This is a genomic window from Halomonas sp. BN3-1, assembly GCF_003056325.1.
In the GTDB taxonomy this organism is placed as follows: Bacteria; Pseudomonadota; Gammaproteobacteria; order Pseudomonadales; family Halomonadaceae; genus Halomonas; species Halomonas litopenaei.
Map to the genome: position 1 here is coordinate 178,345 of NZ_PYVV01000002.1, position 23,970 is coordinate 202,314.

The window sequence follows — 23,970 nt, forward strand, 5'->3', positions numbered from 1 at the left end:
CATAACGATATCCCGGAGGAACGACAGCCCTCGCTTTAGCGAAATTGACCTCGCAGGTCTCGGACCTCCGCCCCTCATGCCCCACACTTCGCGTCATTCGTACAAGAGGCAGCGCCATGGCTATCAGCGTATTCGACCTGTTCAAGATCGGGATCGGGCCGTCCAGCTCCCACACCGTGGGGCCGATGAAGGCCGCCTACGACTTCGTCGAGGCGCTGCGGTCGCAGGACCTGCTGGAGCGCGTCGCGGGGATCGAGATTCACCTCTACGGTTCGCTGTCGGCCACCGGCAAGGGCCACGCCTCCGATCGCGCCTGCGTGATGGGACTGATGGGTGAGCGTCCAGACCGCATCGATCCGGCCGTTGTTGGCCCCTGCATCGAAGAGCTGCTCGAGAGCCAGACCCTGTTGCTCGGTGGTCAGGTGGCGGTGCCTTTCCTGTGGGCCAGAGACCTGCAATGGCACGAGGAGAGCCTGCCCTATCACCCCAACGCCATGACGCTGGTGGCCAAGGGGCACAGCGAGGAGGTCAAGCGCGAGACCTACTACTCGGTCGGAGGTGGCTTCGTCATCGACGAGGCCCAGGCCCGGGACGGAGCGCTGGATTCCGACACCACCCCCTTGCCTTACGACTTCAACAGCGGCGCGGAACTGATGGCGCTGTGTCGTCTGCATGGCATGAGCATCAGCGAGCTGATGCTGGAAAACGAGAAGGCCTGGCGCAGCGAAGCCGAGGTGCGCTCCGGTCTGTGGGATATCTGGCAAGCCATGCAGGCCTGCGTCAACCGTGGTGTCGAGGGGGAAGGGGTGTTGCCTGGCGGGCTCAACGTCAAGCGTCGCGCCGCGTCACTGTATCGCCGTCTCGAGGCGATGGGCGATGACGCGGGGCTGATCGCCACGACGTTTTCGGCGATGGACTGGGTCAACGTCTACGCCCTGGCGGTCAACGAGGAAAATGCCGCCGGTGGGCGCATGGTCACCGCGCCCACCAATGGCGCCGCGGGGATCATTCCCGCCGTGCTGCACTACTACATGAAGTTTCAGCCCGGTGCCTGTGAGAAGGACGTGGTCAACTTCCTGCTGACCGCCGGCGCCGTCGGCATCCTGTGCAAGAAGAATGCCTCCATCTCCGGCGCCGAGGTGGGCTGTCAGGGTGAGGTGGGATCGGCCTGCGCCATGGCCGCGGCCGGACTCGCCGAAGTCATGGGGGCCAGCGTTCCCCAGGTCGAGAACGCCGCCGAGATTGGCCTCGAACACAACCTGGGGCTGACCTGCGATCCGGTCGGAGGCCTGGTCCAGGTGCCCTGCATCGAGCGCAATGCGATTGCCTCGGTCAAGGCCATCAACGCCGCCCTGATGGCCTGTCGCGGTGATGGTGAGCACTTCATCTCGCTGGACAAGGCCATCCGCACCATGCGCGACACCGGCGCCGACATGCAGGAGAAGTACAAGGAAACCTCCAAGGGGGGACTCGCCGTCAACGCCATCGAGTGCTGAGCAGGACGCGGGCGCTGGTCGTGGTGGTTGACCAGTCGCTCGACGAGGACCGAACCATTGGAGCCTCTTCTTTCAGGCCCCCGTCGCGCCAGCGCGACGGGGGCCTTGTGCTTTTCAGGGGGAAAACCTCGCGGGGCCAAGGTGTTGCCGGTTTGTCGTAAGCAACCTATTGAAATGCGGAGAATACATCTTTGGTCTTGTTCAACGCTTGGCCAATTGCGTCGGGCCTTTGACTCTTCTAGCTTACGTAAACGTAAAGTAGAGCGTCGCCATCGCGGCATCGAACAACCATAACAACCTCAAGCCAGGGACCCCGGTCCCGCAGAGGACGCCACATGACCCAGCAGTACGTGCTAGAGACCCGTGGCCTGACCAAGTCGTTTCGTGGCTTCACCGCCGTGGACGGCGTGGATCTCAAGATCACGGAAGGGCATATCCACGCCCTGATTGGCCCCAACGGCGCCGGCAAGACCACGGTCTTCAATCTGCTCACCAAGTTTCTTCCGCCGACCCGCGGCGAGATCCTCTATCGCGGCAAGCCGATCACCCGCATGCGGGCCAACGAGATCGCGCGGCTGGGGCTGGTGCGTTCGTTCCAGATATCCGCCGTGTTCGCCCACATGACCGCGCTCGAGAACGTGCGTGTGGCCCTGCAGCGCAATCTCGGCACCTCCTTCCATTTCTGGAAGTCAGAGCGCTCGCTGGAGCCACTCAACCAGCGTGCCATGGAACTGCTCGAGCAGGTGGGACTGGCCGACGTCGCCGATGTCCTCACCGTGGAGTTGCCCTACGGACGCAAGCGTGCGCTGGAGGTGGCCACCACCCTGGCGCTGGAGCCCACCGTGATGCTGCTCGACGAGCCCACCCAGGGCATGGGAGCCGAGGACGTCGACCGTATCGTCGAGCTGATTCGGCGGGTTTCTGCCGGGCGTACCGTGTTGATGGTCGAGCACAATCTGAGCGTCGTCAGTCGTCTTTGTGATCGCATCACCGTGCTGGCCCGGGGCTCGGTACTGGCCGAAGGCGACTATGCCAGCGTCTCGGCCGATCCGGCGGTGCGTGAAGCCTACATGGGCAGTGAAGCCAGCGTCGGTGAGGAGGCCAGCGCATGAACCAGACTCTCGACAGGCCAACTGCTTCACCGGCGGTCGGCGCCCATGGCGACGAGGCGCTCAGTCTAGCGGACGTCAACGCCTTCTACGGCGAGTCGCATATCCTGCATGGCGTGGAGCTGCGCGTGAAGCGGGGAGAGCTGGTGACCCTGCTGGGGCGCAACGGGGCCGGACGCAGCACCACCCTGAAGACCATCATGAACATGGTCGGTTCGCGCAGTGGCTCGATCAAGATCAACGGCCAGGAGACCCTGGCCATGAAGCCTCATCACATCCCGCGTCTGGGGGTCGGCTACTGCCCCGAGGAGCGTGGCATCTTCGCCAGTCTCGACGTCGAGGAGAACCTGCTGCTGCCGCCCACCGTGCGCTCGGGCGGAATGAGCCTGGATGACATCTACGCCATGTTCCCCAATCTCTACGAGCGGCGTCGCAGTCAGGGGACGCGGCTGTCCGGCGGCGAGCAGCAAATGCTGGCGATGGCCCGCATCCTGCGTACCGGGGCCGAGATCCTGCTGCTCGACGAGATCACCGAGGGGTTGGCACCGGTCATCAACCAGAAGCTCGCCGAGGTGCTGATTACCCTCAAGTCTCGGGGCATGACCATCGTGCTGGTGGAGCAGAACTTCCGCTTCGCCGCGCCCCTGGCCGATCGCCACTTCGTGATGGAACACGGTCGCATCATCGAGACCATCGAGGCGCGTGATCTGGATGCTCGTCGTGAGCACCTCAACAGCCTGCTCGGGGTCTAGTGTCCATGGCCGCTGTCTTCCAGGCTTTAGATAACCTTTGCATCGACCACAAGATGTCCGGCAGTAGCCGTTCAACAACCACTTTCTAAACAACAACCTATTCAACAACAACAAGGGCCGCTGGCCCCAGGAGCCTCCCATGACCAAGGTACACGCTTCCTCCCCCCGTCTTGCCCGCCGCCACCTGGCCCTGGCGGTCGCCGCCGCCACCGGCCTGGGCCTGGCATCGTCGGCCATGGCGCAGGACGCCATCAGCGATGGCGAGGTGCGTATCGGCTATCTGGCCGACATGTCCGGCACCTACCGTGACCTGGCCGGCCCCGGCGGCCTCGAAGCGCTGAAGATGGCGGTGGAGGACTTCGGCGGCGAAGTCGCCGGTGCCCCCATCGAGGTGTTCAGCGCCGACGATCGCAACAGCGCCGACGTGGGCGCCAACACCGTGCGCGGCTGGGTCGACCAGCAGAACGTCGACCTGGTGGCCGGCATGGTCGCCTCCTCGGTGTCCATCGCCGTGACCAAGGTGCTGGAGGAGGCCGGCGGTCTGGCCATCATTTCCGGCTCGGCGGCCTCGAGCATCACCAACGAACACTGCACCCCGAACCATATCCACTACGTCTATGACACCTATCCGCTGGCCAACGGTACCGCCAAGGCGGTGGTCGAGCAGGGCGGCGACAGCTGGTTCATGCTCACCGCCGACTACGCCTTCGGTCATGCCCTCGAGAGCGACGTGGAGAAGGTGGTCACCGACAACGGTGGCACGATCATCGATCGCGTTCGCCATCCGTTCCCGACCAGCGACTTCTCCTCCTACATCCTTCAGGCCCAGGGCTCCGGCGCCAAGATCGTCGGTCTGGCCAACGCCGGCTCCGACACCGTCAACGCGATCAAGACGGCCAGCCAGTTTGGCCTGACCCAGAGTGGCCAGCAGCTGGCCGGCCTGCTGATCTTCCTCAACGACGTCCATGCCATGGGCCTGGAGACGACTCAGGGCTTATTGTTGACCACCGGCTGGTACTGGGACATGGATGACGAGTCCCGCGAGTGGGCCGAGCGCTACTTCGAGCGGGTGGGCAAGATGCCGACCATGGTTCAGGCCGGCATCTACTCCAGCACCACCCAGTACCTGAAGGCGCTGGAAGAAGCCGGCACCGACGATCCTGCCACCGTCAGGGCCAAGCTGGGCGAGGCGCCGATCAACGACTTCTTCGCTCGCAATGGCCAGATTCGCGAGGATGGCCGCATGGTGCATGACATGTACCTGGCCGAGGTGAAGGCTCCCGCCGACTCCGAGGGCGAGTGGGACCTTTACGAGATCCAGGCCACGATTCCGGCCGAAGAGGCCTACCGTCCGCTGTCCGAGAGTTCCTGCAAGCTCGTCAACTGAGCCGCCCGCGCTCGATCTACGCCGGGGTCACCAGGGTGGTGCCCCGGCCTGATGCTCAAGGGAAATCATCATGACCATGATATTCGGCGTACCGCTGGCGGTGTTCATGGGCCAGCTGATGCTGGGGCTGATCAACGGCGCCTTCTATGCGCTGCTCAGCCTGGGGCTGGCGGTCATCTTCGGTCTGCTGAAGATCGTCAATTTCGCCCACGGCGCCCAGTACATGCTGGGTGCCTTTGCTGCACTGCTCGGGGCTCAGTACCTGGGCATCAACTACTGGCTGGCGCTGTTGCTGGTGCCGCTGGTGGTCGGCGCCTTCGGTGCTCTGCTCGAGCGTCTGGTGCTGCGGCGCATTGCCCATCTGGATCACCTCTATGGGCTGCTGCTGACCTTCGGCCTGGCGCTGATCTTCGAGGGTAGCCTGATCAACCTGTTCGGCGTGTCCGGGGCCAGCTACCCGATTCCCGAGGCGTTGAGCGGCGGCATCAAGCTGCCCTTCATGTTCCTGCCGACCTATCGCGGCTGGGTGCTGGTGGCGGCCCTGGTGGTATGCCTGGGCACCTGGTTCATCATCGAGCGCACCCGGCTTGGCGCCTACCTGCGGGCGGGCACCGAGAACCCCGCCTTGATGCAGGCCTTCGGCGTCAACGTGCCGCTGCTGGTCACCTTGACCTATGGCTTCGGGGTGGCCCTGGCGGCCTTCGCCGGGGTACTCGCCGCGCCCTTGTACCCGGTGTCACCGACCATGGGCTCGAGTCTGTTGATCGTGGTCTTCGCGGTGGTGGTGATCGGCGGCATGGGCTCGATCCTCGGTGCCATCCTGACCGGTCTTGCCATGGGGCTGATCGAGGGGCTGACCAAGGTGTACTACCCGGAGGCAGCCAACACCGTAATCTTCCTGGTGATGATCATGGTGCTGATGCTGAGGCCCGCCGGGCTGTTTGGAAAGGAGGCCTGAGATGTCCACAACCACTACTTCGCCGACACCGACTCAGACCCGGGCCCGCGCCGCGCGCCGACGCCAGGGCATGCTGATGATCGTGTTGCTGGCCATCGCCCTGGTCGCGCCGCTGTTTGCCTACCCGGTGTTCCTGATGAAGGTGCTGTGCTTCGCGCTGTTCGCCTGTGCCTTCAACCTGCTGCTGGGCTTCGCCGGGCTGCTGTCCTTCGGCCATGCCGCCTTTCTCGCCACCGGGGGCTACGTCACCGGCTTTCTGCTGTCGAGTTATCCGGGCCTGACGCCAGAACTCGGGATCGTCGTCGGCACCCTGGCGGCGGTGATCCTCGGCACCCTGTTCGGGGCGCTGGCGATTCGCCGTCAGGGCATCTACTTCGCCATGGTGACCCTGGCGCTGGCCCAGATGATGTTCTTCTTCTACATCCAGGCGCCCTTCACCGGGGGCGAGGATGGCCTGCACGGTGTGCCGCGGGGCAAGCTGCTGGGGCTGATCGACCTGTCCGACAACCTGGCGATGTACTACGTGGTGCTGGCGATCTTCGTGATCGGCTTCGCCATCATCCAGCGCACCGTGCACTCGCCCTTCGGTCAGGTGCTCAAGGCCATCCGCGAGAACGAGCCACGGGCGGTGTCACTGGGCTACAACGTCGACGCCTACAAGCTGGTGGCCTTCGTCATCTCGGCGGGACTTGCTGGCCTTGCCGGCGCGACCAAGACGGTGGTGTTCCAGCTTGCCTCGCTCACCGATGCCCACTGGCACATGTCCGGCGAGGTCATCCTGATGACCCTGGTCGGTGGTGTCGGCACCCTGTTCGGCCCGCTGGTCGGCGCTGGCCTGGTGGTCAGCCTGCAGACTCAGCTGGCGCAGTCGCCGCTGGGCAACTGGGTCAGTGTCATCCTGGGGTCCATCTTCGTGCTCTGCGTGCTGAGCTTTCGCAGCGGTATTGTCGGCGAGATCCAGAACATGGTGCGCAAGAACTTCAAGTAGTCATCCCTCCTCCGGTGTCCTTGACGCAATGCCCGGCCTTCAGGTCGGGCATTGTTGTTACCGGCATGTCTGCAGTGCTGCGGCCTTCCTGTTCTGGTGTCCCTGCACGGGTCTTGCCTGACCTGTAATACCTGACGTTGGTGTCTTCCCGGTTCATTTCCCTTCCGTGGTGGATGGGTGTGTGCGTTTATTCGGCAAGTTCCGGTTGATAAGTGACCAAGTTTTGCCATGTGAATTTCTGGCGATATTGGCACAGAGTTTGTTGTGGTGTTTTTTGTAGGATTTTGCCGTCTAACTATGACCGGTCCTGCAAAAAAATGGGTTTTTGCATAAGGTGACTTTAAGGCTGAACTTTGGGGGTTTTCTTAAACTATTGAAAGGACAGGGGGTTTTCGGTTTTTTACGGTGTTTGGTTTATTGTGGATGTTAGTTTTACCCCCTTATTTTTCAAACATAAGTACTTGTTGATAGGATATTTCTTACAAATTATTGGTCGTATGCCTACACCAAAAAGGTTTTATTTTGTGCGCCGCATCATTGGGGAGATGGTAGGATTCCTGACGTTGGCGTCATAATACTTACATAATTGCTAATGTGATTGTCGGTGAAGGTTGGTGTTAAACCACTTTGCTGTTTCATCATTGTATTGGTGGTTGGCAGTCAAACCATGATGGATGTCAGCTTTATTCACATTTTCGTGTGTTGATATGCCAAGGACCGAGGCGGAATTTTCGGGACAAGTACGTTTAAGTGGGTTGAAGGCTCCTCGCAGGGAGGCCGCACATCGTTATGCAAGAAGAAAAAACAGCAGTTCTATGCAATGTCGTGAATCTGCCGGTAGGTGTCCGACCTTGCATTGTCTCACGTTATCGCCTTTTCGGGGCGGTAGTGCCCGTGCTTCTGATTGCCTTGATCAGTGGGTGTTCGTCGTCTGACGTGATGGAGTCCAGTCCGCAGGAGGTGGTCGTCACCGAGCGCTTTGTCGGTGAGCTTCCCTGCATGGGATGTCGCCTGGTACGGGCGGATATCACGCTCAAGAGGGACGAAGAGAGCGGGCAGCCTGATGGCTTCTTCATGCACCGGACCCGAGTCGATGCGGCGGAGGGCAATGTGTCTTCGACGCTGTGGGGCGACTGGCGTCAGGAGCACCGGGATGATGCCACCTACTACTGCCTCGAAGCCCGCCCGCAAGAGATCACGTTTCAGCTGAGCGAAGAGGGCGATCGTCTCCTCTGGGTGCCACCGGATTCTGCCGGCGATGGCGATGAGCTGGTCGGCTTCGTCCTGCGTCAGGCAGAGCCACTGTTGTAGCTATTGGCCTCGCTACGAGCTGGACGTTCTGTCGATCCGTCCTGGCCTTTTTCGGTCAAGGGCAACGGCCTCTCGGCGTTGGAAACTATGCAGACTTTCAGACGAGCCAGGATGGGTGAGTCTTTCAAGCGGAGGAAGCCAGGTGGCGGATCCATCTTTTGATCTCGACGGGTTTATCAGGCTGAGAAAGCAGACCCGCGTCGTCGGCGACCTGCTCCAGGAACAGGCCACGGACTATCTGGCGACCCTGGCGCTGTTGATTCGGCCGCAGCGTATTTTCGGCGAATACCTGCTGGGCGCGCCAAAAGGTAATGGTCGCGATGCGCAGCATGCGTTCAAGGACTTCAAGGCGCTGTTCGAGGCGACGGCGGGGGCACAGCCGTTTCGCCTGATCCAGGAGCTGGAAGTCCCGCTGGATATTCTGAGCTCGACGCCACAGCTCTATCCGTACGAATACGACGTGACTCTGGAAGGCCGTGCCAGGCCGGTGAGAGTGACCAGTCCGGTCAAGTGGGTGGTGGGATACAGAGGGTTCGAGCTGCAGCGATTTCGCCAGATCATCAAGGACCCCAATCGCAGCACGGCGGAGCTTTTCAGGTTCGTGGCGCACTACCTGATGCTGTTTTTCTGCCTTAACCGTGAGCCCGGACTGGGACGACTGCTGCTCGGGCTTCGCTTCCCCGTCAGCTTTGAACGGCTGTCAGATTTCGGCGATATGCCGTTTTGCGTGATAGGTGCGCCGGTAGCGTCTCATCTGCCCGCCCACAGCATGATTCTGCGAAGTACCGAAGTCGCCGGCAACAACTCCTTCGAGGAGTTGGTCGAGCTGGGTGATATCGAAGCGATAGAAGACGGCATCAAGGAGCGCCTGTTGAAGGCGGTAGCAGCGATCTGAGCCCGACATCAGTTTATCAAACGCACATTCGAGGAAGTCGACGCCATGGCGGAAAAGGACAGTACACAGCACAAGCTGGGCCGTATTCGTGCCCCGCGCGTACACATCACCTATGACGTGGAGATCGGTGACAGCCAGGAACAGAAGGAGCTTCCCTTCGTTGCGGGTGTCATCGGTGACTACACCGGCAACCCACTGAGCCCTCCGCCGAAACTCAAGGACCGCAAGTTCGTTGCCATCGATCGTGACAACTTCGACAGCGTGCTCAAGGGCTTCAAGCCGCGGCTCGCCTACCGGGTCGACAACACCCTGTCCAAGGATGGCACCCAGCTACCGGTAGAACTCAACTTCAACGCGCTCGAGGACTTCGAGCCGCAGAACGTCGTCAAGCAGGTCGAACCCCTGCGCAAGTTGCTGGAGGTACGCAACAAACTGGCGGATCTGCGCAACAAGATGGGCGGCAACGACAAGCTCGAAGAGCTGTTGATGGACGTGCTGCAGAACAGCGAAAAGCTCAAGGCGCTCGGTGACGAGTTTGGCCGCGAGCAGGCCGTCAGCGACGACAACAACCTGTAGAGCCGGAGCCAGGACATGTCAGACAAGGAAATGCAGGCACAGCCTGAACAAAGCACCGTTTTCGCCCCGGAGTCCTCGCTGCTCGAGAGCATCATCTCCGAAAGCCGCGTGGCGCGTTCGGAGAATGAGCGCTCTCGCGCCAGGGATCTGATCGAGGAGCTGGTCGCCCAGGTGCTCGAAGGCGAAGTGCTGCCGAGCAAGGACCTGATCGCGGTGCTGGATGCGCGCATCGCCGAGATCGACGCCATGCTCTCCGAGCAGATGAACGAGATCATGCACGCCGGCGAGTTCCAGCAACTCGAGTCTTCCTGGCGTGGCTTGAAGTACCTGGTCGACCAGAGCGAGACCGGCGGCAACATGAAGATCCAGGTGCTTAACGCCACCAGAAAGGATCTCGTCCGCGACATGAAGTCGGCGCCGGAGTTTGACCAGAGTGCACTGTTCAAGAAGGTCTACGAGGAAGAATACGGCACCTTTGGCGGCGCTCCCTTCGGCATGCTGATCGGCGATTTCGAGTTTTCGCGCAGTCCCGAGGACATCTATCTGCTCGAGCAGGTGTCCCACGTGGCGGCAGCGGCTCACGCCCCCTTTATCTCGGCTGCCTCACCGGAATTGTTCGGCTGGGATTCGTTCACCGAGATGACCGGACCGCGGGATCTTTCCAAGGTGTTCGACACCGTCGAATACGCCAAGTGGAAGTCGTTTCGCAACTCCGAGGATGCTCGCTACGTCGGCCTGACTCTGCCCCACGTGCTGGGTCGCCTGCCCTACGGCCCGGAGACAGCGCCGGTGGAGGAGTTCAACTTCGTCGAGAGCGTCGATGGCCGTGACCACAACCAGTACCTGTGGATGAACGCCGCCTACGCGATGGGTGCGCGGGTGACCGACGCCTTCGCCAACTACGGCTGGTGTGTGGCCATTCGTGGTGTCGAGGGTGGCGGGCTGGTGGAGGATCTGCCGACTCACACCTTCCAGACCGATGACGGCGAGGTGGCGCTCAAGTGTCCGACCGAGATCGCCATCACCGACCGACGCGAGAAGGAACTGGCGGATCTGGGGTTCATTCCACTGGTGCACTGCAAGGGCACCGACTATGCCGCCTTCTTCGGGGTCCAGTCGGCGCAGAAGCAGAAGCAGTACAACACCGATGTCGCCAACGCCAATGCGCGTCTGTCGGCGCAGTTGCAGTACATCTTCGCGACCTCGCGGATCGCCCACTACATGAAGGCCATCATGCGCGACAAGGTCGGCAGTTTTGCCTCGCGTACCAGCGTCGAGCGCTATCTCAACGAGTGGTTGTCGCAGTACGTGCTGCTGGATGACAACGCCAGCCAGGAAGCCAAGGCCCAGTACCCGCTGCGCGAGGCTCACGTCGAGGTCGCCGAGGTGCCCGGCAAGCCCGGCGTCTACAAGGCGGTGACCTTCCTGCGCCCGCATTATCAGCTCGATGAGCTGACGGCGTCACTGCGCCTGGTGGCGGAACTGCCGCAGTCTTCACGCAACTGATCACGGCGGCGCTCGCGCCGGGCAGGAAGCAGGACGCGAGGAAGGTCGCTGACAGGGGAGGTCAGTCATGCAGGCAAGAGGCATAAGGATGGTGATGCCTACGCTCTGGAGCCGGCTGCTCGACGACGAGCCGCACCGGGTCGAGGACGCCGCCGGTCGCTGCTGGTGCACCCTGGAGGAGTACAAGTCGACGATCGTCGCCGACCTCGAAAACCTGGTGAACACGCGTCGAGAGCTGCTGGCCGAACACCTCCAAGGCTTTCCTCTGCTGCAGCAGTCGATGCTGGCTTATGGCCTGCCTGACTTCCTCGGTCGGGGCCTCAACAGCAGCGAGGACCGCCAGTACATCCAGCGCCAGCTGGCCTACGCCATCGAAGCCAATGACTGTCGTTTTCGTGATGTGAAGGTGCAACTACGTGAGCAGGATTCGCGGCAGCGGTTGCTGAAGTTTCGCCTCGAAGCCGTGCTGGTCCTTGTCGATAGCCACCACCAGGTGGCCTGCGAAGCGGTGCTGCAGGCCGAAACCCAACGCTACAAAGTGCAGAACCTGACCTGATGCTCGACGAACTCTTGCCCTACTACGAGAAGGAACTCTCTCACCTGCGCTTTCTGGGGCAGGAGTTCGCTCGCGAGTACCCCAAGGTCGCCTCCCGGCTGCAGCTGGAAGAAGACAACTGCGCCGATCCCCACACTGAGCGGCTGATCGAAGCCTTCGCCTTTCTGTCAGCCAGGGTCCACAAGAAGCTCGATGACGACCTGCCGGAAATCGTCGAGTCCTTTCTGGACGTCCTCTATCCGCACTATCTGAAACCGACGCCGTCACTGTCGGTGGTGCAGTTCGACCTGGGGGAAGACTCGGCCCTCGACAGCCGCTACCAGGTGGCTCGGCATACCGAGCTGTCGTCTCAGCCGGTAGCGGGCTGCGTGCTCAATTTTCGTACCTGTTATGACGTCACGGTATGGCCGTTGCGGGTAGAGGCGGCGCGATTCAGCCGGCAGGAGCGTTCGGCATTCAATGGCCGCGACGGTGACGCCGTGGCGCGACTCGATCTCGACCTTGGCGTCACCGGACAGCAGTCGCTTGGCAAGCTCGGCGTCGACCGGCTGCGCTTCTTTCTCGACGGCGAGGGGGCCTTGATGCACCCGCTGTACGAGCTTCTGTTCAACAACCTCTGTCGCCTGAGCGTCAGCGTGGAAGAAGGGGGCCGCAGGCGCGAGATCGGCCTGCCGCTGGAGGCCATCGAGCCGGTCGGTTTCGGCACCGAAGAGGGGCTGATGGACTACTCGGAGCGTTCCTTCCTGGGTTACCGCCTGCTGCACGAGTACTTCACCTTTCCCGAGAAGTTCATGTTCTTCGACATCGTGGGCCTCGATCGAGCGCTGGCGAAGGTCCAGGGGCACCGGATACGTCTAAGCCTGCTGTTCGGCGACTACGACCAGAGCGATCGGCTGGAGCGACTGGCCCAGAATATCGCTCGTAATCATTTTCGCCTCGGCTGCACCCCGATCATCAACCTGTTCGAGCGAATGGCCGAGCCGATTCAGCTGACCCACACCCGCCACGAGTACCCGGTGGCTGCCGACGTGCGTCATCCGTTCGGCGTCGAGATCCTGTCGGTTCACGACGTCAAGCGTGTCCGCAAGGCCGCCGACACCAACGAGGTGCGCGTCTGTCATCCCTTCTTCGAACCCCGGGGGCAGCGGGTGAACCGGGGAGACTGCTACTGGGTCGCCAAGCGGGTCCCCTCGGAGCGCCATCGCGACCAGGGAACCGACGTGCTGCTGCGGCTGGTGGATCGCGAGTTGACCCTGGTGGACAGCGTCACCGATACCCTGAGTCTCAGGGTCACCTGCAGCAATCGAGACCTTCCCCAGCAGCTCAATTTCGGCAACCCCCAGGGGGATCTCTTTCTGCCCAGCGAGCAGGTGGTCAAGGCCATTCGCTGTCTGCGCAAGCCCACCAGTGCCGTTCGGCCACCACTGGGCAAGGGCACGATCTGGCGTCTGGTGTCGCACCTGTCACTCAACCATCTGTCGCTGGTGTCCCAAGGGCGCGAGGCCCTGCTGGAGATCCTGTCGCTCTACAACTATCGCGACGCTGACGCCGCCCGCCGCCAGATCAATGGCATCACCGCCATCGACACCAGCGTCGCCATGACGCGCATTGGTCATCCTCGTCCGGCCTTTGTGCGCGGCCTCGGTATCCGTCTGGAACTCGACGAACGTCAGTTCATCGGCAGCGGTATCTATCTCTTTGGCACGGTGCTCGACCATTTTTTCGGTCAGTACTGTTCGATCAACAGCTTCAGCCAGCTGACCCTGGTTAGCCAGCAGCGCGAAAAGGAGGTGGTCACATGGCCGCCCAGAACCGGCACTCAGCCCCTGGTCTGATCGACCAGGCGCGGGCTGAGCCGTACCGGTTCAGCTTCTTTCAGCTCGTGAGGCTGTTGCGCCTGCACTACAGCCACCAGGGGCGGCTCGATCCCGAGTCGCGTCCCCACGAGGACCCGCTGCGCTTTCGCACCCGGCTGTCGCTGGACTTCCCCGCCAGCGAGATCAGTGACCTGTCGTTCGAGAGCGGCAAGCGGCTGTCGCCGCTGGAACAACCCTTGACCGAGATGCAGGTGACCTTTCTCGGACTGGTGGGGCCGTCGGGGGTCTTGCCCAGGCCCTATACCGAGACCCTGATCGATCGTCATATCCAGCTGCGTGACGACGCCGCCCACGCCTTTCTCGATCTGTTTTCCCATCGCATGACGGCGATGTTCTATCAGGCCTGGCAGAAGTATCGCTTTCACATCGAGCACGAGCGCAAGGGACAGGCCGACTTTCAGCGCCAGCTTCTGTCGCTGGTCGGCTTGAGTGACCAGACCCGCCACTTCGTCGCCGAGGTCGACGGCAGCATCGGCGATGACCCGGCAAAGGACGATGCGCGACTGCCTGGCCACCTTTTCAGCTACTTCGCCGGCCTCTTGACCCAGCGTCCACGCAATGGCGCCAACCTCGAGGCGATGCTCGCCTTCACCTTCGGGGTGAGCTGCAGGGTCAAGCCCTTCGCCGGTCGTTGGCTGACGCTTCCCGGGCGAGAGCGGACGCGCCTTGGGCAGCGTAACGCGCGACTTGGCCAATCGGCGGTCACCGGCTCACGGGTGTGGGACTACCAGTCCTGCGTGCGGGTGGTGCTCTCGCCGCTGAGCCTTGACGATTTCGCGCGCTTTCTGCCCGAGCAGGCCGACCACCGGCGGCTGGTGGCGGCGACCCGCTTCTACCTGGGGGCAGAGCTCGACTTCGAGCTGGAGCTTGGCCTGCGCGCCGATGAGGTGCCGCCGGCCGCGCTTGGCGGACAGGGCGGGCCAGGCGGGGTAGCCCTCGGTCGTCTGGGCTGGCTGGGCAAGCGCACCCGCCGCCGCGATGGCCAGGTGATTTTTCGTATTCCTTTTGAGGGAGCCAGGACGTGAGTCTCAAGACGCTGTTTGCCAAGTTGGATGAAGTGAGTCGCAAGGCCATGGAAGAGGCAGCGGGATTGTGCCTGGCCAAGCGGCAGTACGAGGTGGATGTCGAGCACCTGCTGCTGAAGTTGCTGGAGGGTGACGACAACGATGTGGTGCGCGTCGCGCGCCACTTCGAGCTGGCACTGGATCGTCTGGCCGATCAACTGGACCGTTCCACCGAGTCGTTCAAGACCGGCTGCACCCGCACGCCGGCGCTGTCGCCGCATATCACGCGTTTGATCGAGCGCGCCTGGATGATCGCCTCCATCGAGCAGGCCGCCAGCCGAATTCGTAGCGGCCACCTGCTGCTGGCACTGCTCGACGATCAGGAGCTGCGTCGGGTGGTGGTCGAGAGTGCACCGGAGCTCGAGCGTGTGGACGCCGACGAGCTGCGCCTTCACTTCGATGACCTGCTGGCGGCAAGCCCGGAACACGGCACCAGCGGTGACGACAGTGGGGCGGCTGCCGGTGCACCGCCATCACGCTCGGGCAAGACCCCGGCACTCGATCGCTACACCATCGACCTGACCGCCAACGCCCGGGCCAGGCGTATCGATCCGGTGCTCGGGCGCGATGGCGAGATTCGTCAGATGATCGACATCCTCACCCGCCGGCGTCAGAACAATCCGATCCTCACCGGCGAGGCCGGCGTCGGCAAGACCGCGGTCGTCGAAGGGCTGGCGCTGAAGATCGTCGAGGGGCGGGTGCCCCAGGCACTGGCCAATGTCGAACTGCGCACCCTGGATCTGGGCCTGTTGCAGGCCGGTGCCGGTGTGAAGGGCGAGTTCGAGCAGCGGCTCAAGGATGTGATCGAGGAGGTCAAGCGCAGCCTGCACCCGATCATCCTGTTTATCGATGAGGCGCACACCCTGATCGGCAGCGGCGGTCAGGCGGGGCAGGGGGATGCCGCCAACCTGCTCAAGCCGGCGCTGGCCAGGGGGGAGCTGCGCACCATCGCCGCCACCACCTGGGCGGAGTACAAGAAGTACTTCGAGAAGGATGCCGCCCTGGCCCGCCGCTTCCAGGTGATCAAGGTCGACGAGCCCAGCGAAGAAGTCGCGATCGGCATGCTGCGCGGCCTCGCCGATCGCATGCGTGAACACCATGGGGTCGAGGTGCTTGATGACGCCGTGGTGCAAGCGGTGCGCCTGTCCCATCGCTATATCAGCGGGCGCCAGCTGCCGGACAAGGCGGTTAGTGTGCTGGATACCGCCTGCGCCCGGGTGGCCCTGGGCCAGGCGGTGGTACCCGCCGAACTCGAGGATGCCCAGCAGCGCCTGCGCGATCTCGACAGCGAACGCCAGACGCTGGCGGCGGAGCGCGAGCGCGGTGGCGATCATGCCACCCGGCTGGCGGAGCTCGATGAGCGGATCGCGGACGTGCAGGGCGAGATCGGAGGGCTCGAGGCCGCCTGGCAGTGCCAGCGCGAGGCACTCGATGGCCTGCGCGAGGCCCAGCAGGCGCTGGCCGATGCCGCCGATGACGAGAAGGGGCCTGAGCGTGAAGCTGCCCTTGAGGTGCTGAAGGCCAGACGTCGAGATTTCGAACAGGCGGCCGGTGACAGCGTGCTGGTCCACCCCTGCGTCGACGGCAATGCCATTGGCGCGGTGGTCTCCGCCTGGACCGGTATTCCACTGACCAAGATGCAGCGTGACGAGATCGACACCGTGCGTCAGTTGCCGGCACTGCTGTCGAGCCGGGTGATCGGCCAGGACCACGCGCTTGAAGAGATCGGCAAGCGTATCAGCCTGTCGCGGGCCAAGCTCGAGGACCCGAGCAAGCCGGTGGGAGTGTTTCTGTTGCTGGGGCCAAGTGGCGTCGGCAAGACCGAAACCGCGTTGGCGCTGGCCGATACCCTCTATGGCGGTGAGCGCAATCTCATCACCATCAACATGTCGGAGTACCAGGAGGCCCACACGGTGTCCTCGCTCAAGGGCTCGCCTCCCGGCTATGTCGGCTATGGCGAGGGCGGCGTGCTGACCGAGGCGGTGCGCCGCAAGCCCTACAGCGTGGTGCTGCTTGATGAGGTCGAGAAGGCCCACCCCGATGTGCTCGAGCTGTTCTTCCAGGTGTTCGACAAGGGCGTCATGGAGGACGGCGAAGGCCGCGAGATCGATTTCCGCCACAGCGTCATCCTGCTGACCTCCAACGTCGGTACCGACTGGATCATGCAGCGTTGTCTGGAGGCCGAGGCGCGACCGGCACCCGAGGCACTGGTGGGGGAGATGACCGACACCCTTAACCGAGTGTTCAAGCCGGCCTTTCTTGGCCGCCTCAAGATCGTGCCCTACTACCCGGTGACCGGGGACATCCTCACCCGCATCGTCGATCTCAAGCTGGCCCGTCTGGCCCGGCGCTTTGAGGACCATCACGGCGCCCGCCTGAGCTTCGACGAGGCCCTGGCCGCGCGCATCGCCGAACGCTGCACCCAGACCGATAGCGGCGCACGCAGCATCGACCACCTGTTGACCAGCAGCCTGATGCCGGCACTCGCCGAGCGCGTGCTCGGTTGTATGGCCGAGGATCGCGAGGTCGTCGACCTGGTGATCGGTATCGACGATCAGGACCGATTCAGCTATCACCCGGCGATGGTCGAGTCGGCCGACGACGCCTGTCTGGTGCAGGGCTAAGGAGATCGTGATGAACATGCATGCTCCCCGACCGGCACCGACGCGGCGGCTCGCCTTCACGCTGCTGGTACTGGCGACGCTGGCGCTTGCCGGCTGTGGCGTCAGCGACCGGCTTGGCAAACAGATGGACGGCACGGTCGGGGACATCCTGTTCGACCAGCAGGAGCGGGTGATCGTGGCGCTCAAGGGTGATGAGTCGCTCAACCCCGACGCCGAGGGCAATCCACTGTCGGTGGTGGTGCGTATCTATCAGCTCGACGCCTTGACTGCCTTCAATGCGGCCAACAGTGAAGCGCTGTGGGCCAGCGCCAGCGACAGCCTGGGCGACAGCCTGCTTGGCGAACGCGAGGTGGTGGTTCTGCCGGGACGCACCCAGGTGGAAGTGGCCCCGATGGCCCCGGGCACCCGGTATGTGGCGGTGGTGGCCTTCTTCCGCCAGATCGAGGGGGAGGGTTGGCGACTGGTGTTCGATGCCGAAGCCATGCGCAAGGACGGCATCCTGACCTCGCCGGATGGTGTGGTGCTGACCCTCGAGGGTAGTCGCATCACCCCCATGGACGAAGACAGCGCCGAGCTGGTGGCCACCGCCGGCAGCCTGGCCCGGGCCTTTGCGCCCTGACACGACAAGGAAGCCAGCCGTGAGCAAACACAATCGGGTGATGTGGTCGGAGGGGATGTTTCTCCAGCCCCAGCACTTTCAGTATCAGGATGAGTTTCACCAGCACCAGTTGGGCGAGGCCAGTACACGCTCGGGGCCCTTCAACTGGGGGGTCCAGGTACTCGAGGTCGACCTGGACGAGCTCGCTCATGGTCGCCTCAAGCTGTCGCGTCTGAAGATGGTGTTTGCCGACGGCACCCTGTTCGACGCGCCTCAGCACGATCCTCTGCCACCGGCGCGTGATCTCGGGGAGCTGAGCGGGGTGGCCGAGTGCAAGGTCTTTGCCGCCCTGCGCCAGGTGACGCCGTTCTCGCCCAATGTGGTCGATGACGCCCACCGCCGCGGCCACGACCGTCGCTTCCGCCAGCGCTTCGAGACCCTGCCGGACCTGCTGGAGGGCGAGCTGGAAAACGAGCTGGCACTGCTGGAGTTGAATGTGGCACTGCTGCTTGACGGCGATGAGCTCAAGGGCAGCAGCCACTGCCCGATCCTGCGTCTGAAGCGCAACACCGCCGGCGAGTTCGCCCTCGACAGCGGCTTTATCCCGCCCTGCCTGCACCTGAGTGCCAGCCCGGTCCTGCTGACTCTGGTTCAGCGCCTGATCGGCGTGTTGCAGGCCAAGAACGACGCCCTGTCGAGTCGGCGCAGGGAGCGCGCGGACAAGGTCGCCGAGTTCGGCTCCAGCGACGTGACCCTGTTCTGGCTCTTGTACACCGTCAACCGCGCCTATCCGCACCTGTCGCACCTGCTGGCGCATCCGCGGCTGTCCCCGGTGGAGCTGTTTCGCTTCCTGTCGGACCTGGTCGCCAGCCTGATGACCTTCTCGACCGCTCATCGTCTTGATGAGCTACCGAGCTACCAGCATCTGGATGCCGCAGCGTCACTGTTCACGCTCGAGACCCGGGCTCGCGAGCTGCTCGATACGGTGGTGCCGAACGAGTACATCCCGATCGCCCTCGAGCAGACCAAGCCCTCCTATTACGTCGGTCGACTACACGATCCGCGCCTTGGCGACGCCGACTTCTACGTCTGCGTCCACGCCGATATGCCCGGCGCCAAGCTGATCGAGCTGGTTCCACGCGCCTTCAAGGTCGGCTCCCCCGAAGACATCGAGGTGGTGGTCAACAGCGCCATGCCAGGCGGCACCCTGGTCCACGCCGCGCGCCTGCCGGTGGCGATTCCGGTGCGCCTGGACAACCACTACTTCGCGCTGGAGCCCAGGGGGCGCATGTACGAGCGAATGATGTCGGCCGAGGCCATCGCTTTCTACGTTCCAAGCGGTTTCACCAATCTCAAGATTGAACTGATGGCGGTGTTGAAATGAACCAGACCTCCGTAGCACAGCAGGGAACTTCACGCTGGGAGCCCGTCTCCACCACAGCGTCACAAGGGGGCGATACAGGGCAACAGGCGCAGCGGCTGAGCGAACTGGCCCAGGACTTCTTCTCGATGGTGCTGTTGGTGCGTCGCGGCAGCGAGGCTCCCAGCGTCGAGGCCTTCCTCTCGAGGGTCGAAGCCTTCTTCAACGAGATGGAAGCCCGGGCGCTGGCCCGCGGCTACTCCCTCGAGCAGTTTCGTGACGCCCAGTACGCGCTCTGCGCCTTTCTCGACGAGAGCGTGCTGGCCGCCGGTGAAAGCAAGATGCGCGAGTACATCGAACTTCACCCGCTGCAGTACAAGTTCTTCGGCGTGCATCTGGCCGGCGAGGGCTTCTTCGAACGTCTCGACAGCCTGCGCAGCGATCTCAAGGGCAACCTGGATGTGCTCGAGGTCTACCACCTGTGCCTGGCGCTGGGATTCGAGGGCAAGTTTCGCCTCGAGCACCGCGACCAGCTGCGCTACATCGCCAACACCCTGGGCCAGGATCTGGCGCGCTATCGCCCTTTGCCCGCCGAGCTTTCACCCAGCTGGCGCTTGCCGGATCAGGTCGGACAGTTGTTGCGCTACGAGATTCCCGTGTGGGTCTACCTGTTGCTGATCGTGCTGGTCTGCGGCGTCACCTTTCTGGTGCTGGACGGGCTGCTCGATGCTCGTGTCGAGGCGCTGATCGAGCGCCTGCCGTCTCTGTTCACGACTTCTTGAGGGAGCACCGTCATGCGCCGACTGCTGCGAGTTCTCAAGAGTTTCTGGCTGATCTCTCTGCTGCTGTGGGGACTGGGCGTGCTGGCATGCCTGTGGTGGATCCCCCGTCTCGGTGGTGGACTCGAGCGGTTGGGAGTTGCGGTCGCCATCCTTACCGCGCTGTGGCTGTTGGCCGTGGTCCTGCGCAAGTACCGCAAGCTGCGCAACGAACGCGGCCTTGAAAGCCTGCTTCAGCTCGAGGTCGATCGCGAAGCCGCCAGCAGTGACGCCGGCGACTACGACGTCCTGCGCGAGCGTCTGAAGACGGCGCTTGGGGTGCTGAAGGCGCGTGGTGGGCGGCGCACCCATCTGAGCGAGCTGCCCTGGTACCTGGTGGTGGGGTTGAGCGCCTCGGGCAAGACCTCGCTGCTCAGCCGCTCTGGGCTCGACTCCAGCGTCGCCGCCTTGTCGGGGGACGCCGGCACCCAGTACTGCGACTGGTACTTCGGCAGCGACGCCGTGATGATCGACACCGCCGGGCGCTATATCACCGAGGACCAGCCCGCACGTGCCTTTGCCGACTTCCTGCGACTGCTGGCCAAACGGCGCAAGCGTCGTCCGATCAATGGCCTGGTGGTGGTGGTTGACCTGCCGCAGCTGCTGGAGGCATCGCGTGAGCGCAATCACGCCCTGGCCGAGCAGTTGATTGAGCGGATCAACACCTACTATCACGCGCTGGGCGCCACCCCCCCGGTCTATCTGTGCTTCAGCAAGGTCGACCTGCTGCCTGGCTTCAACGAGACCTTCGACAGCCTCGATGAACAGGCGCGGCGTCGCCCCTGGGGCATGACCTTTTCGATATCGGAGATCCGCGGCAAGGGGGTCGGTGCACTGTTTCAGCAGCGGCTGGCCGGCATGAGCCAGGCGTTGAGGCACCGTCTGGCGCAGCGTCTGCGGAGTGAAGAGGTCGAGGTCGACAACGCGCTGTTGCGCTTCCCCGACTACATCGCCGAAATACAGGGGCGTCTTCAGGACTTCCTCGATCCCTTCGACCTGACCATCAGCGGGACCACGGCACCACTGACGCGGGGCGTCTACTTCACCAGTGCGCTGCAGCAAGGTGAGCGCCTGCTACCGATCTTCGATGATCAGGTGAAAGAAGACTTCGCCCTGGGCCCGTTCAGGCCGGTGTCGGAGCAATCACTTGCCCAGGATAGGGGCCCAAGGCTCGACAAGGCGCAGGCGCAGCCGGTCGACATCCAGGAGCCGGCCCCCGTTGCCCAGCGCAGCTACTTTATCCAGGGGCTATTCAAGGACGTCGTCATCGCCGACCGCAATCTGGTCGAGCACTACAGCCGTCATGGTCGGCGGCGCAACGCGACGCTGTGGGTCTCCTCTCTGGCCGCGGTGACCGGGGTCGCCCTGCTGGGGTATCTCGGCTACGGCTACTGGACTCAGCGCGAGGGCCTGGTGGCGTTGCAGGGGCAGGTCGATGATGCCGTGGCCGAGCCTCCCGGTGTGCGGCTTACGCTGCTGCATGACGAACTAATCGCACTCAAACGGACGGACGCGCAGGGCCGGCCTTTCTGGCAAGGCGACGTCTTCGCCGTGCATCGTTCGCTCGAACCCGGCGTGGAACACGCCTACCTGACGATGCTTGAAGCCCAGGCGCTCAAGCCGGTCCTGGCCACCCTGCGCAACCGGTTCGAGGCGATCGGGGTGATGGCCGACGACGTTGGCCTGGAGACCCATATCGACAGCGCGGCGGTGCTTGGTCAATTGCCCGGTGTCGCCAGTGGCGAGGGGACGACTGCCGACTCGGCTGGTGAGGAGGGCTCGTTGCTGGCAGACGGGCGGGAAGCGCTGGACGATCGGCGCGACAGTATCCGCGACCGCCTGACCTCGCGCCCGTCCCTTGGCAGTGTGCCGCGCTCGCCGGGGGAACTGGCCAGCCGCTTGCGAGGAGAAGTCGACTATCGCCTGCGCGGCAGCGTCTCCGATGCGTACTGGGGGGCGCGCATGCAGGGCCGGGATGCCCTGCGCGAAGGCGCTCGCAATGCCTGGCGCGATGGTCTGGAAGGTCTTGATGATCTGGCTCACAGCGGTCCCGCGCTGGGCCAGGGCGGTTCGGCGATCTCTCAGGCGGCGGTCAATCGCCTGGCGCCGTCCCAGGTGGCCCAGCTGATCGAAGGCTATGACGCCCTCAAGCTTTACCTGGTGTTGACCGGGCCCCAGCAGCATCCCGAGGCCGACTTCGTTCGAGTGGCGCTGTATCAGGCGTGGTTGGCACTTGCCGAGGGTGGCGAGGTCGAGCACAAGGACCCGCTCATCCGCGACAACGTCGAGTTGTACGCCAGCTACCTCGAGGCCGGCGCGGCGCCGGCTCTGGCACGTGACGAGCTGCTGGTCGCCCAGGCCCGTGCCGACCTCAAGGCCTTCCTGATCGATAACTCGCCTGCCGACCGCGAGTACCTGCGGCTGCGCCTGGCGGCTCAAGCCCAGTTCCCGCCGCTGACGCTTGCCGCCATTCTGCCCCAGGACACCCAGGAACTGATGTATGCCAGCGAGTCGGTGCCGGCGTTCTTTACCTATCGAGTGTGGCGCGAGTTCGTGCTGCCCGAGCTCAAGGACACCCTGGCGTCGGAAATCAAACAGGAGCGGGACTGGGTGCTGGATGGCGAGAACGAACAGGACGCGGAGATCGCCAAGGCGCGCTTCGCCGATGCCATCCTGCGGCGCTACAAGCGGGACTACCTGTTCGCCTGGGAGCGCTTCCTGGCCAGCGTCGGCATTCGTCGCTTCGAAGGGCTCGACGTCTCCCGTCAGCAGCTGACCCGACTCAGTGACTATCAGCGCTCACCGATCAAGCAGGTATTGCAGGCGGTGGACGCCAACACTCGCTGGGACAGCCCGAGCGTCGAGCAGCGACTGGCGGCGGCGTCAGCGGACGTCGCGGCCAGCACCATAGATGGCGACGGCGACATCCAAGGCAGTGCCACAGGCGAGGGAGGCGAAGGCGACGGCCCCGGGGTGTGGCGGCGCACCGTCGACTGGATCAGCCAGGACGGCAGTGACACGGCCCTGGCGGCGCTGGACTCGACGGACCTGCTGGCTGTCCATGATGGCGTGCTGGCGAGCTACTTCAGCCCGGTGGGCAAGCTGTTCGACAGCGATCCGGCCGATGGCAATGACGCCTCCCAGATGGATCGCTACCTGCTGCTGTTGCGCCAGTTGAAGGTGCGCCTGGACAGCATCCAGCGTGGTGATCCCGGCAAGCGTACCAAGTTGCTGGTGCAGGAGGTGATCGACGATCGCCCCAACGAGGTCACCGCACTGCGCAACTACGTCTCGGCCAATATCGATACCTCCCAGGACGAGCTGGTGCAGGCATTGTTGCGGCTGTTCCGTGACCCGGTGTCATTTTCTGTCGACAGCCTCAACGGGCCCATCGCCGGTTATCTGGCGGTGGCCTGGGGTGACCAGATTGCCACTCCCTGGAACAGCATGGTGAGGGGGCGTTATCCGGTCAATGACTCCGCCAATGAGGCCTCGGTGCGTGATCTTCGCCTGTTTGTTGACCCCGAGACGGGGCTGTTCACCCAGTTCGAGCAGGCCGAGGTCGGCAATCTTGGCGAGGCCTGGCAGGGGGACGAGCCGCTGGTGGATCCGCGGATCACCGAGACCATTGCCGGTGGCACCCAGGTGGGCGATGTGCTGGCGAGCCTCGGCGATGTCGAGAACGGCTTCGAGATCATGATCCAGCCGGCCCCCAACCTGACCTCGATCAGCCTGACCATCGATGGCCAGGAACAGGTCTACCGCAATGGCCAGCAGACCTGGCAGCGCTTCACCTGGCCCGGCGAACCGCGCCGTGCCGGGGCCAAGCTGGACGTGGTGACCTACAGCGGCATGCACGTGAACGTCTTCGACTTTCCGTCGCGCTGGGGGCTTCTGCGGATGATCGACTCCGCCGACGTCACCAACCTCGACGGCGTGCGCCAGCGTTTCACCTGGTACACCGGCGCGGGTCCGGTCAGCTTCGTTGCGCGCAACTTCGGCGGGGTCAAGCTCACCGACCTGAAGAAGGTACGCCAACTGCGCGTACCGACCCTGGGGGCCCGATGATGAGCACCACCACCGCCGGGGAGAGCC

At 63.6% G+C, this 23,970-nt stretch carries 18 protein-coding genes; all 18 read left to right on the forward strand.

The window, feature by feature from the left end:
* The first annotated feature begins 116 nt into the window (after nucleotides 1–116).
* On the forward strand, nucleotides 117–1,496 hold the full coding sequence (locus C9F12_RS04215; RefSeq protein WP_108448078.1) for an L-serine ammonia-lyase: 1,380 nt from the start codon (nucleotides 117–119) through the stop codon (nucleotides 1,494–1,496).
* A gap of 335 nt (nucleotides 1,497–1,831) precedes the next feature.
* The gene (locus C9F12_RS04220) at nucleotides 1,832–2,608 is read left to right on the forward strand and encodes an ABC transporter ATP-binding protein (protein WP_045991864.1); all 777 of its coding nucleotides are present in this window, start codon (nucleotides 1,832–1,834) and stop codon (nucleotides 2,606–2,608) included.
* Entirely contained in the window at nucleotides 2,605–3,357 is a 753-nt protein-coding gene (locus C9F12_RS04225; RefSeq protein WP_045991865.1) for an ABC transporter ATP-binding protein, read from the forward strand. Before C9F12_RS04220 ends, C9F12_RS04225 begins: the two co-directional genes overlap by 4 nt.
* A 139-nt stretch (nucleotides 3,358–3,496) precedes the next feature.
* Nucleotides 3,497–4,744, forward strand: a complete 1,248-nt coding sequence (locus C9F12_RS04230) for an ABC transporter substrate-binding protein (RefSeq protein ID WP_108448079.1) — start codon at nucleotides 3,497–3,499, stop codon at nucleotides 4,742–4,744.
* 70 nt (nucleotides 4,745–4,814) lie between these two features.
* Nucleotides 4,815–5,702, forward strand: a complete 888-nt coding sequence (locus tag C9F12_RS04235) for a branched-chain amino acid ABC transporter permease (RefSeq protein ID WP_045991867.1) — start codon at nucleotides 4,815–4,817, stop codon at nucleotides 5,700–5,702.
* 1 nt (nucleotide 5,703) lies between these two features.
* Nucleotides 5,704–6,690: a branched-chain amino acid ABC transporter permease gene (locus C9F12_RS04240; protein ID WP_045991868.1), complete on the forward strand. Its 987-nt coding sequence runs from the start codon at nucleotides 5,704–5,706 to the stop codon at nucleotides 6,688–6,690.
* 894 nt (nucleotides 6,691–7,584) lie between these two features.
* Entirely contained in the window at nucleotides 7,585–8,001 is a 417-nt protein-coding gene (locus tag C9F12_RS04245) for a hypothetical protein (protein ID WP_162816382.1), read from the forward strand.
* Nucleotides 8,002–8,143: 142 nt separating this feature from the next.
* Nucleotides 8,144–8,896 (forward strand): hypothetical protein, encoded by a 753-nt coding sequence (locus C9F12_RS04250; protein WP_045991870.1) that lies wholly within the window; start codon nucleotides 8,144–8,146, stop codon nucleotides 8,894–8,896.
* Nucleotides 8,897–8,941: 45 nt separating this feature from the next.
* Nucleotides 8,942–9,472, forward strand: coding sequence for a type VI secretion system contractile sheath small subunit (gene tssB, locus C9F12_RS04255; protein ID WP_108448081.1), 531 nt, complete (start codon nucleotides 8,942–8,944; stop codon nucleotides 9,470–9,472).
* A gap of 15 nt (nucleotides 9,473–9,487) precedes the next feature.
* Entirely contained in the window at nucleotides 9,488–10,978 is a 1,491-nt protein-coding gene (gene tssC, locus C9F12_RS04260) for a type VI secretion system contractile sheath large subunit (protein WP_045991872.1), read from the forward strand.
* A gap of 94 nt (nucleotides 10,979–11,072) precedes the next feature.
* Nucleotides 11,073–11,534, forward strand: coding sequence for a type VI secretion system baseplate subunit TssE (gene tssE, locus C9F12_RS04265; RefSeq protein ID WP_240184164.1), 462 nt, complete (start codon nucleotides 11,073–11,075; stop codon nucleotides 11,532–11,534).
* Nucleotides 11,534–13,369, forward strand: coding sequence for a type VI secretion system baseplate subunit TssF (tssF, locus tag C9F12_RS04270; RefSeq protein WP_108448083.1), 1,836 nt, complete (start codon nucleotides 11,534–11,536; stop codon nucleotides 13,367–13,369). The genes tssE and tssF overlap by 1 nt, the downstream gene beginning before the upstream one ends.
* Nucleotides 13,333–14,436 (forward strand): type VI secretion system baseplate subunit TssG, encoded by a 1,104-nt coding sequence (gene tssG / locus C9F12_RS04275; protein ID WP_108448084.1) that lies wholly within the window; start codon nucleotides 13,333–13,335, stop codon nucleotides 14,434–14,436. The genes tssF and tssG overlap by 37 nt, the downstream gene beginning before the upstream one ends.
* Nucleotides 14,433–17,099, forward strand: a complete 2,667-nt coding sequence (tssH, locus tag C9F12_RS04280; protein WP_108448085.1) for a type VI secretion system ATPase TssH — start codon at nucleotides 14,433–14,435, stop codon at nucleotides 17,097–17,099. Before tssG ends, tssH begins: the two co-directional genes overlap by 4 nt.
* Before the next feature lie 10 nt (nucleotides 17,100–17,109).
* Nucleotides 17,110–17,718 (forward strand): type VI secretion system lipoprotein TssJ, encoded by a 609-nt coding sequence (gene tssJ / locus C9F12_RS04285; protein WP_045991877.1) that lies wholly within the window; start codon nucleotides 17,110–17,112, stop codon nucleotides 17,716–17,718.
* A gap of 19 nt (nucleotides 17,719–17,737) precedes the next feature.
* Nucleotides 17,738–19,081 (forward strand): type VI secretion system baseplate subunit TssK, encoded by a 1,344-nt coding sequence (gene tssK / locus C9F12_RS04290; protein WP_108448086.1) that lies wholly within the window; start codon nucleotides 17,738–17,740, stop codon nucleotides 19,079–19,081.
* Nucleotides 19,078–19,839: a type IVB secretion system protein IcmH/DotU gene (gene icmH, locus C9F12_RS04295; RefSeq protein WP_108448087.1), complete on the forward strand. Its 762-nt coding sequence runs from the start codon at nucleotides 19,078–19,080 to the stop codon at nucleotides 19,837–19,839. Before tssK ends, icmH begins: the two co-directional genes overlap by 4 nt.
* Nucleotides 19,840–19,851: 12 nt before the next feature.
* A complete protein-coding gene (locus C9F12_RS04300; RefSeq protein ID WP_108448088.1) occupies nucleotides 19,852–23,943 on the forward strand; it encodes a type VI secretion protein IcmF/TssM N-terminal domain-containing protein in 4,092 nt (1,363 codons plus the stop codon).
* Nucleotides 23,944–23,970 lie beyond the last annotated feature (27 nt).

Bases quoted from the DNA above. Each gene is read 5' to 3' on its own strand.
- C9F12_RS04215 (WP_108448078.1), top strand. From the start codon at position 117: ATGGCTATCAGCGTATTCGACCTGTTCAAGATCGGGATCGGGCCGTCC.
- C9F12_RS04220 (WP_045991864.1), top strand. From the start codon at position 1,832: ATGACCCAGCAGTACGTGCTAGAGACCCGTGGCCTGACCAAGTCGTTT.
- C9F12_RS04225 (WP_045991865.1), top strand. From the start codon at position 2,605: ATGAACCAGACTCTCGACAGGCCAACTGCTTCACCGGCGGTCGGCGCC.
- C9F12_RS04230 (WP_108448079.1), top strand. From the start codon at position 3,497: ATGACCAAGGTACACGCTTCCTCCCCCCGTCTTGCCCGCCGCCACCTG.
- C9F12_RS04235 (WP_045991867.1), top strand. From the start codon at position 4,815: ATGACCATGATATTCGGCGTACCGCTGGCGGTGTTCATGGGCCAGCTG.
- C9F12_RS04240 (WP_045991868.1), top strand. From the start codon at position 5,704: ATGTCCACAACCACTACTTCGCCGACACCGACTCAGACCCGGGCCCGC.
- tssB (WP_108448081.1), top strand. From the start codon at position 8,942: ATGGCGGAAAAGGACAGTACACAGCACAAGCTGGGCCGTATTCGTGCC.
- tssC (WP_045991872.1), top strand. From the start codon at position 9,488: ATGTCAGACAAGGAAATGCAGGCACAGCCTGAACAAAGCACCGTTTTC.
- tssE (WP_240184164.1), top strand. From the start codon at position 11,073: ATGCCTACGCTCTGGAGCCGGCTGCTCGACGACGAGCCGCACCGGGTC.
- tssF (WP_108448083.1), top strand. From the start codon at position 11,534: ATGCTCGACGAACTCTTGCCCTACTACGAGAAGGAACTCTCTCACCTG.
- tssG (WP_108448084.1), top strand. From the start codon at position 13,333: ATGGCCGCCCAGAACCGGCACTCAGCCCCTGGTCTGATCGACCAGGCG.
- tssJ (WP_045991877.1), top strand. From the start codon at position 17,110: ATGAACATGCATGCTCCCCGACCGGCACCGACGCGGCGGCTCGCCTTC.
- icmH (WP_108448087.1), top strand. From the start codon at position 19,078: ATGAACCAGACCTCCGTAGCACAGCAGGGAACTTCACGCTGGGAGCCC.
- C9F12_RS04300 (WP_108448088.1), top strand. From the start codon at position 19,852: ATGCGCCGACTGCTGCGAGTTCTCAAGAGTTTCTGGCTGATCTCTCTG.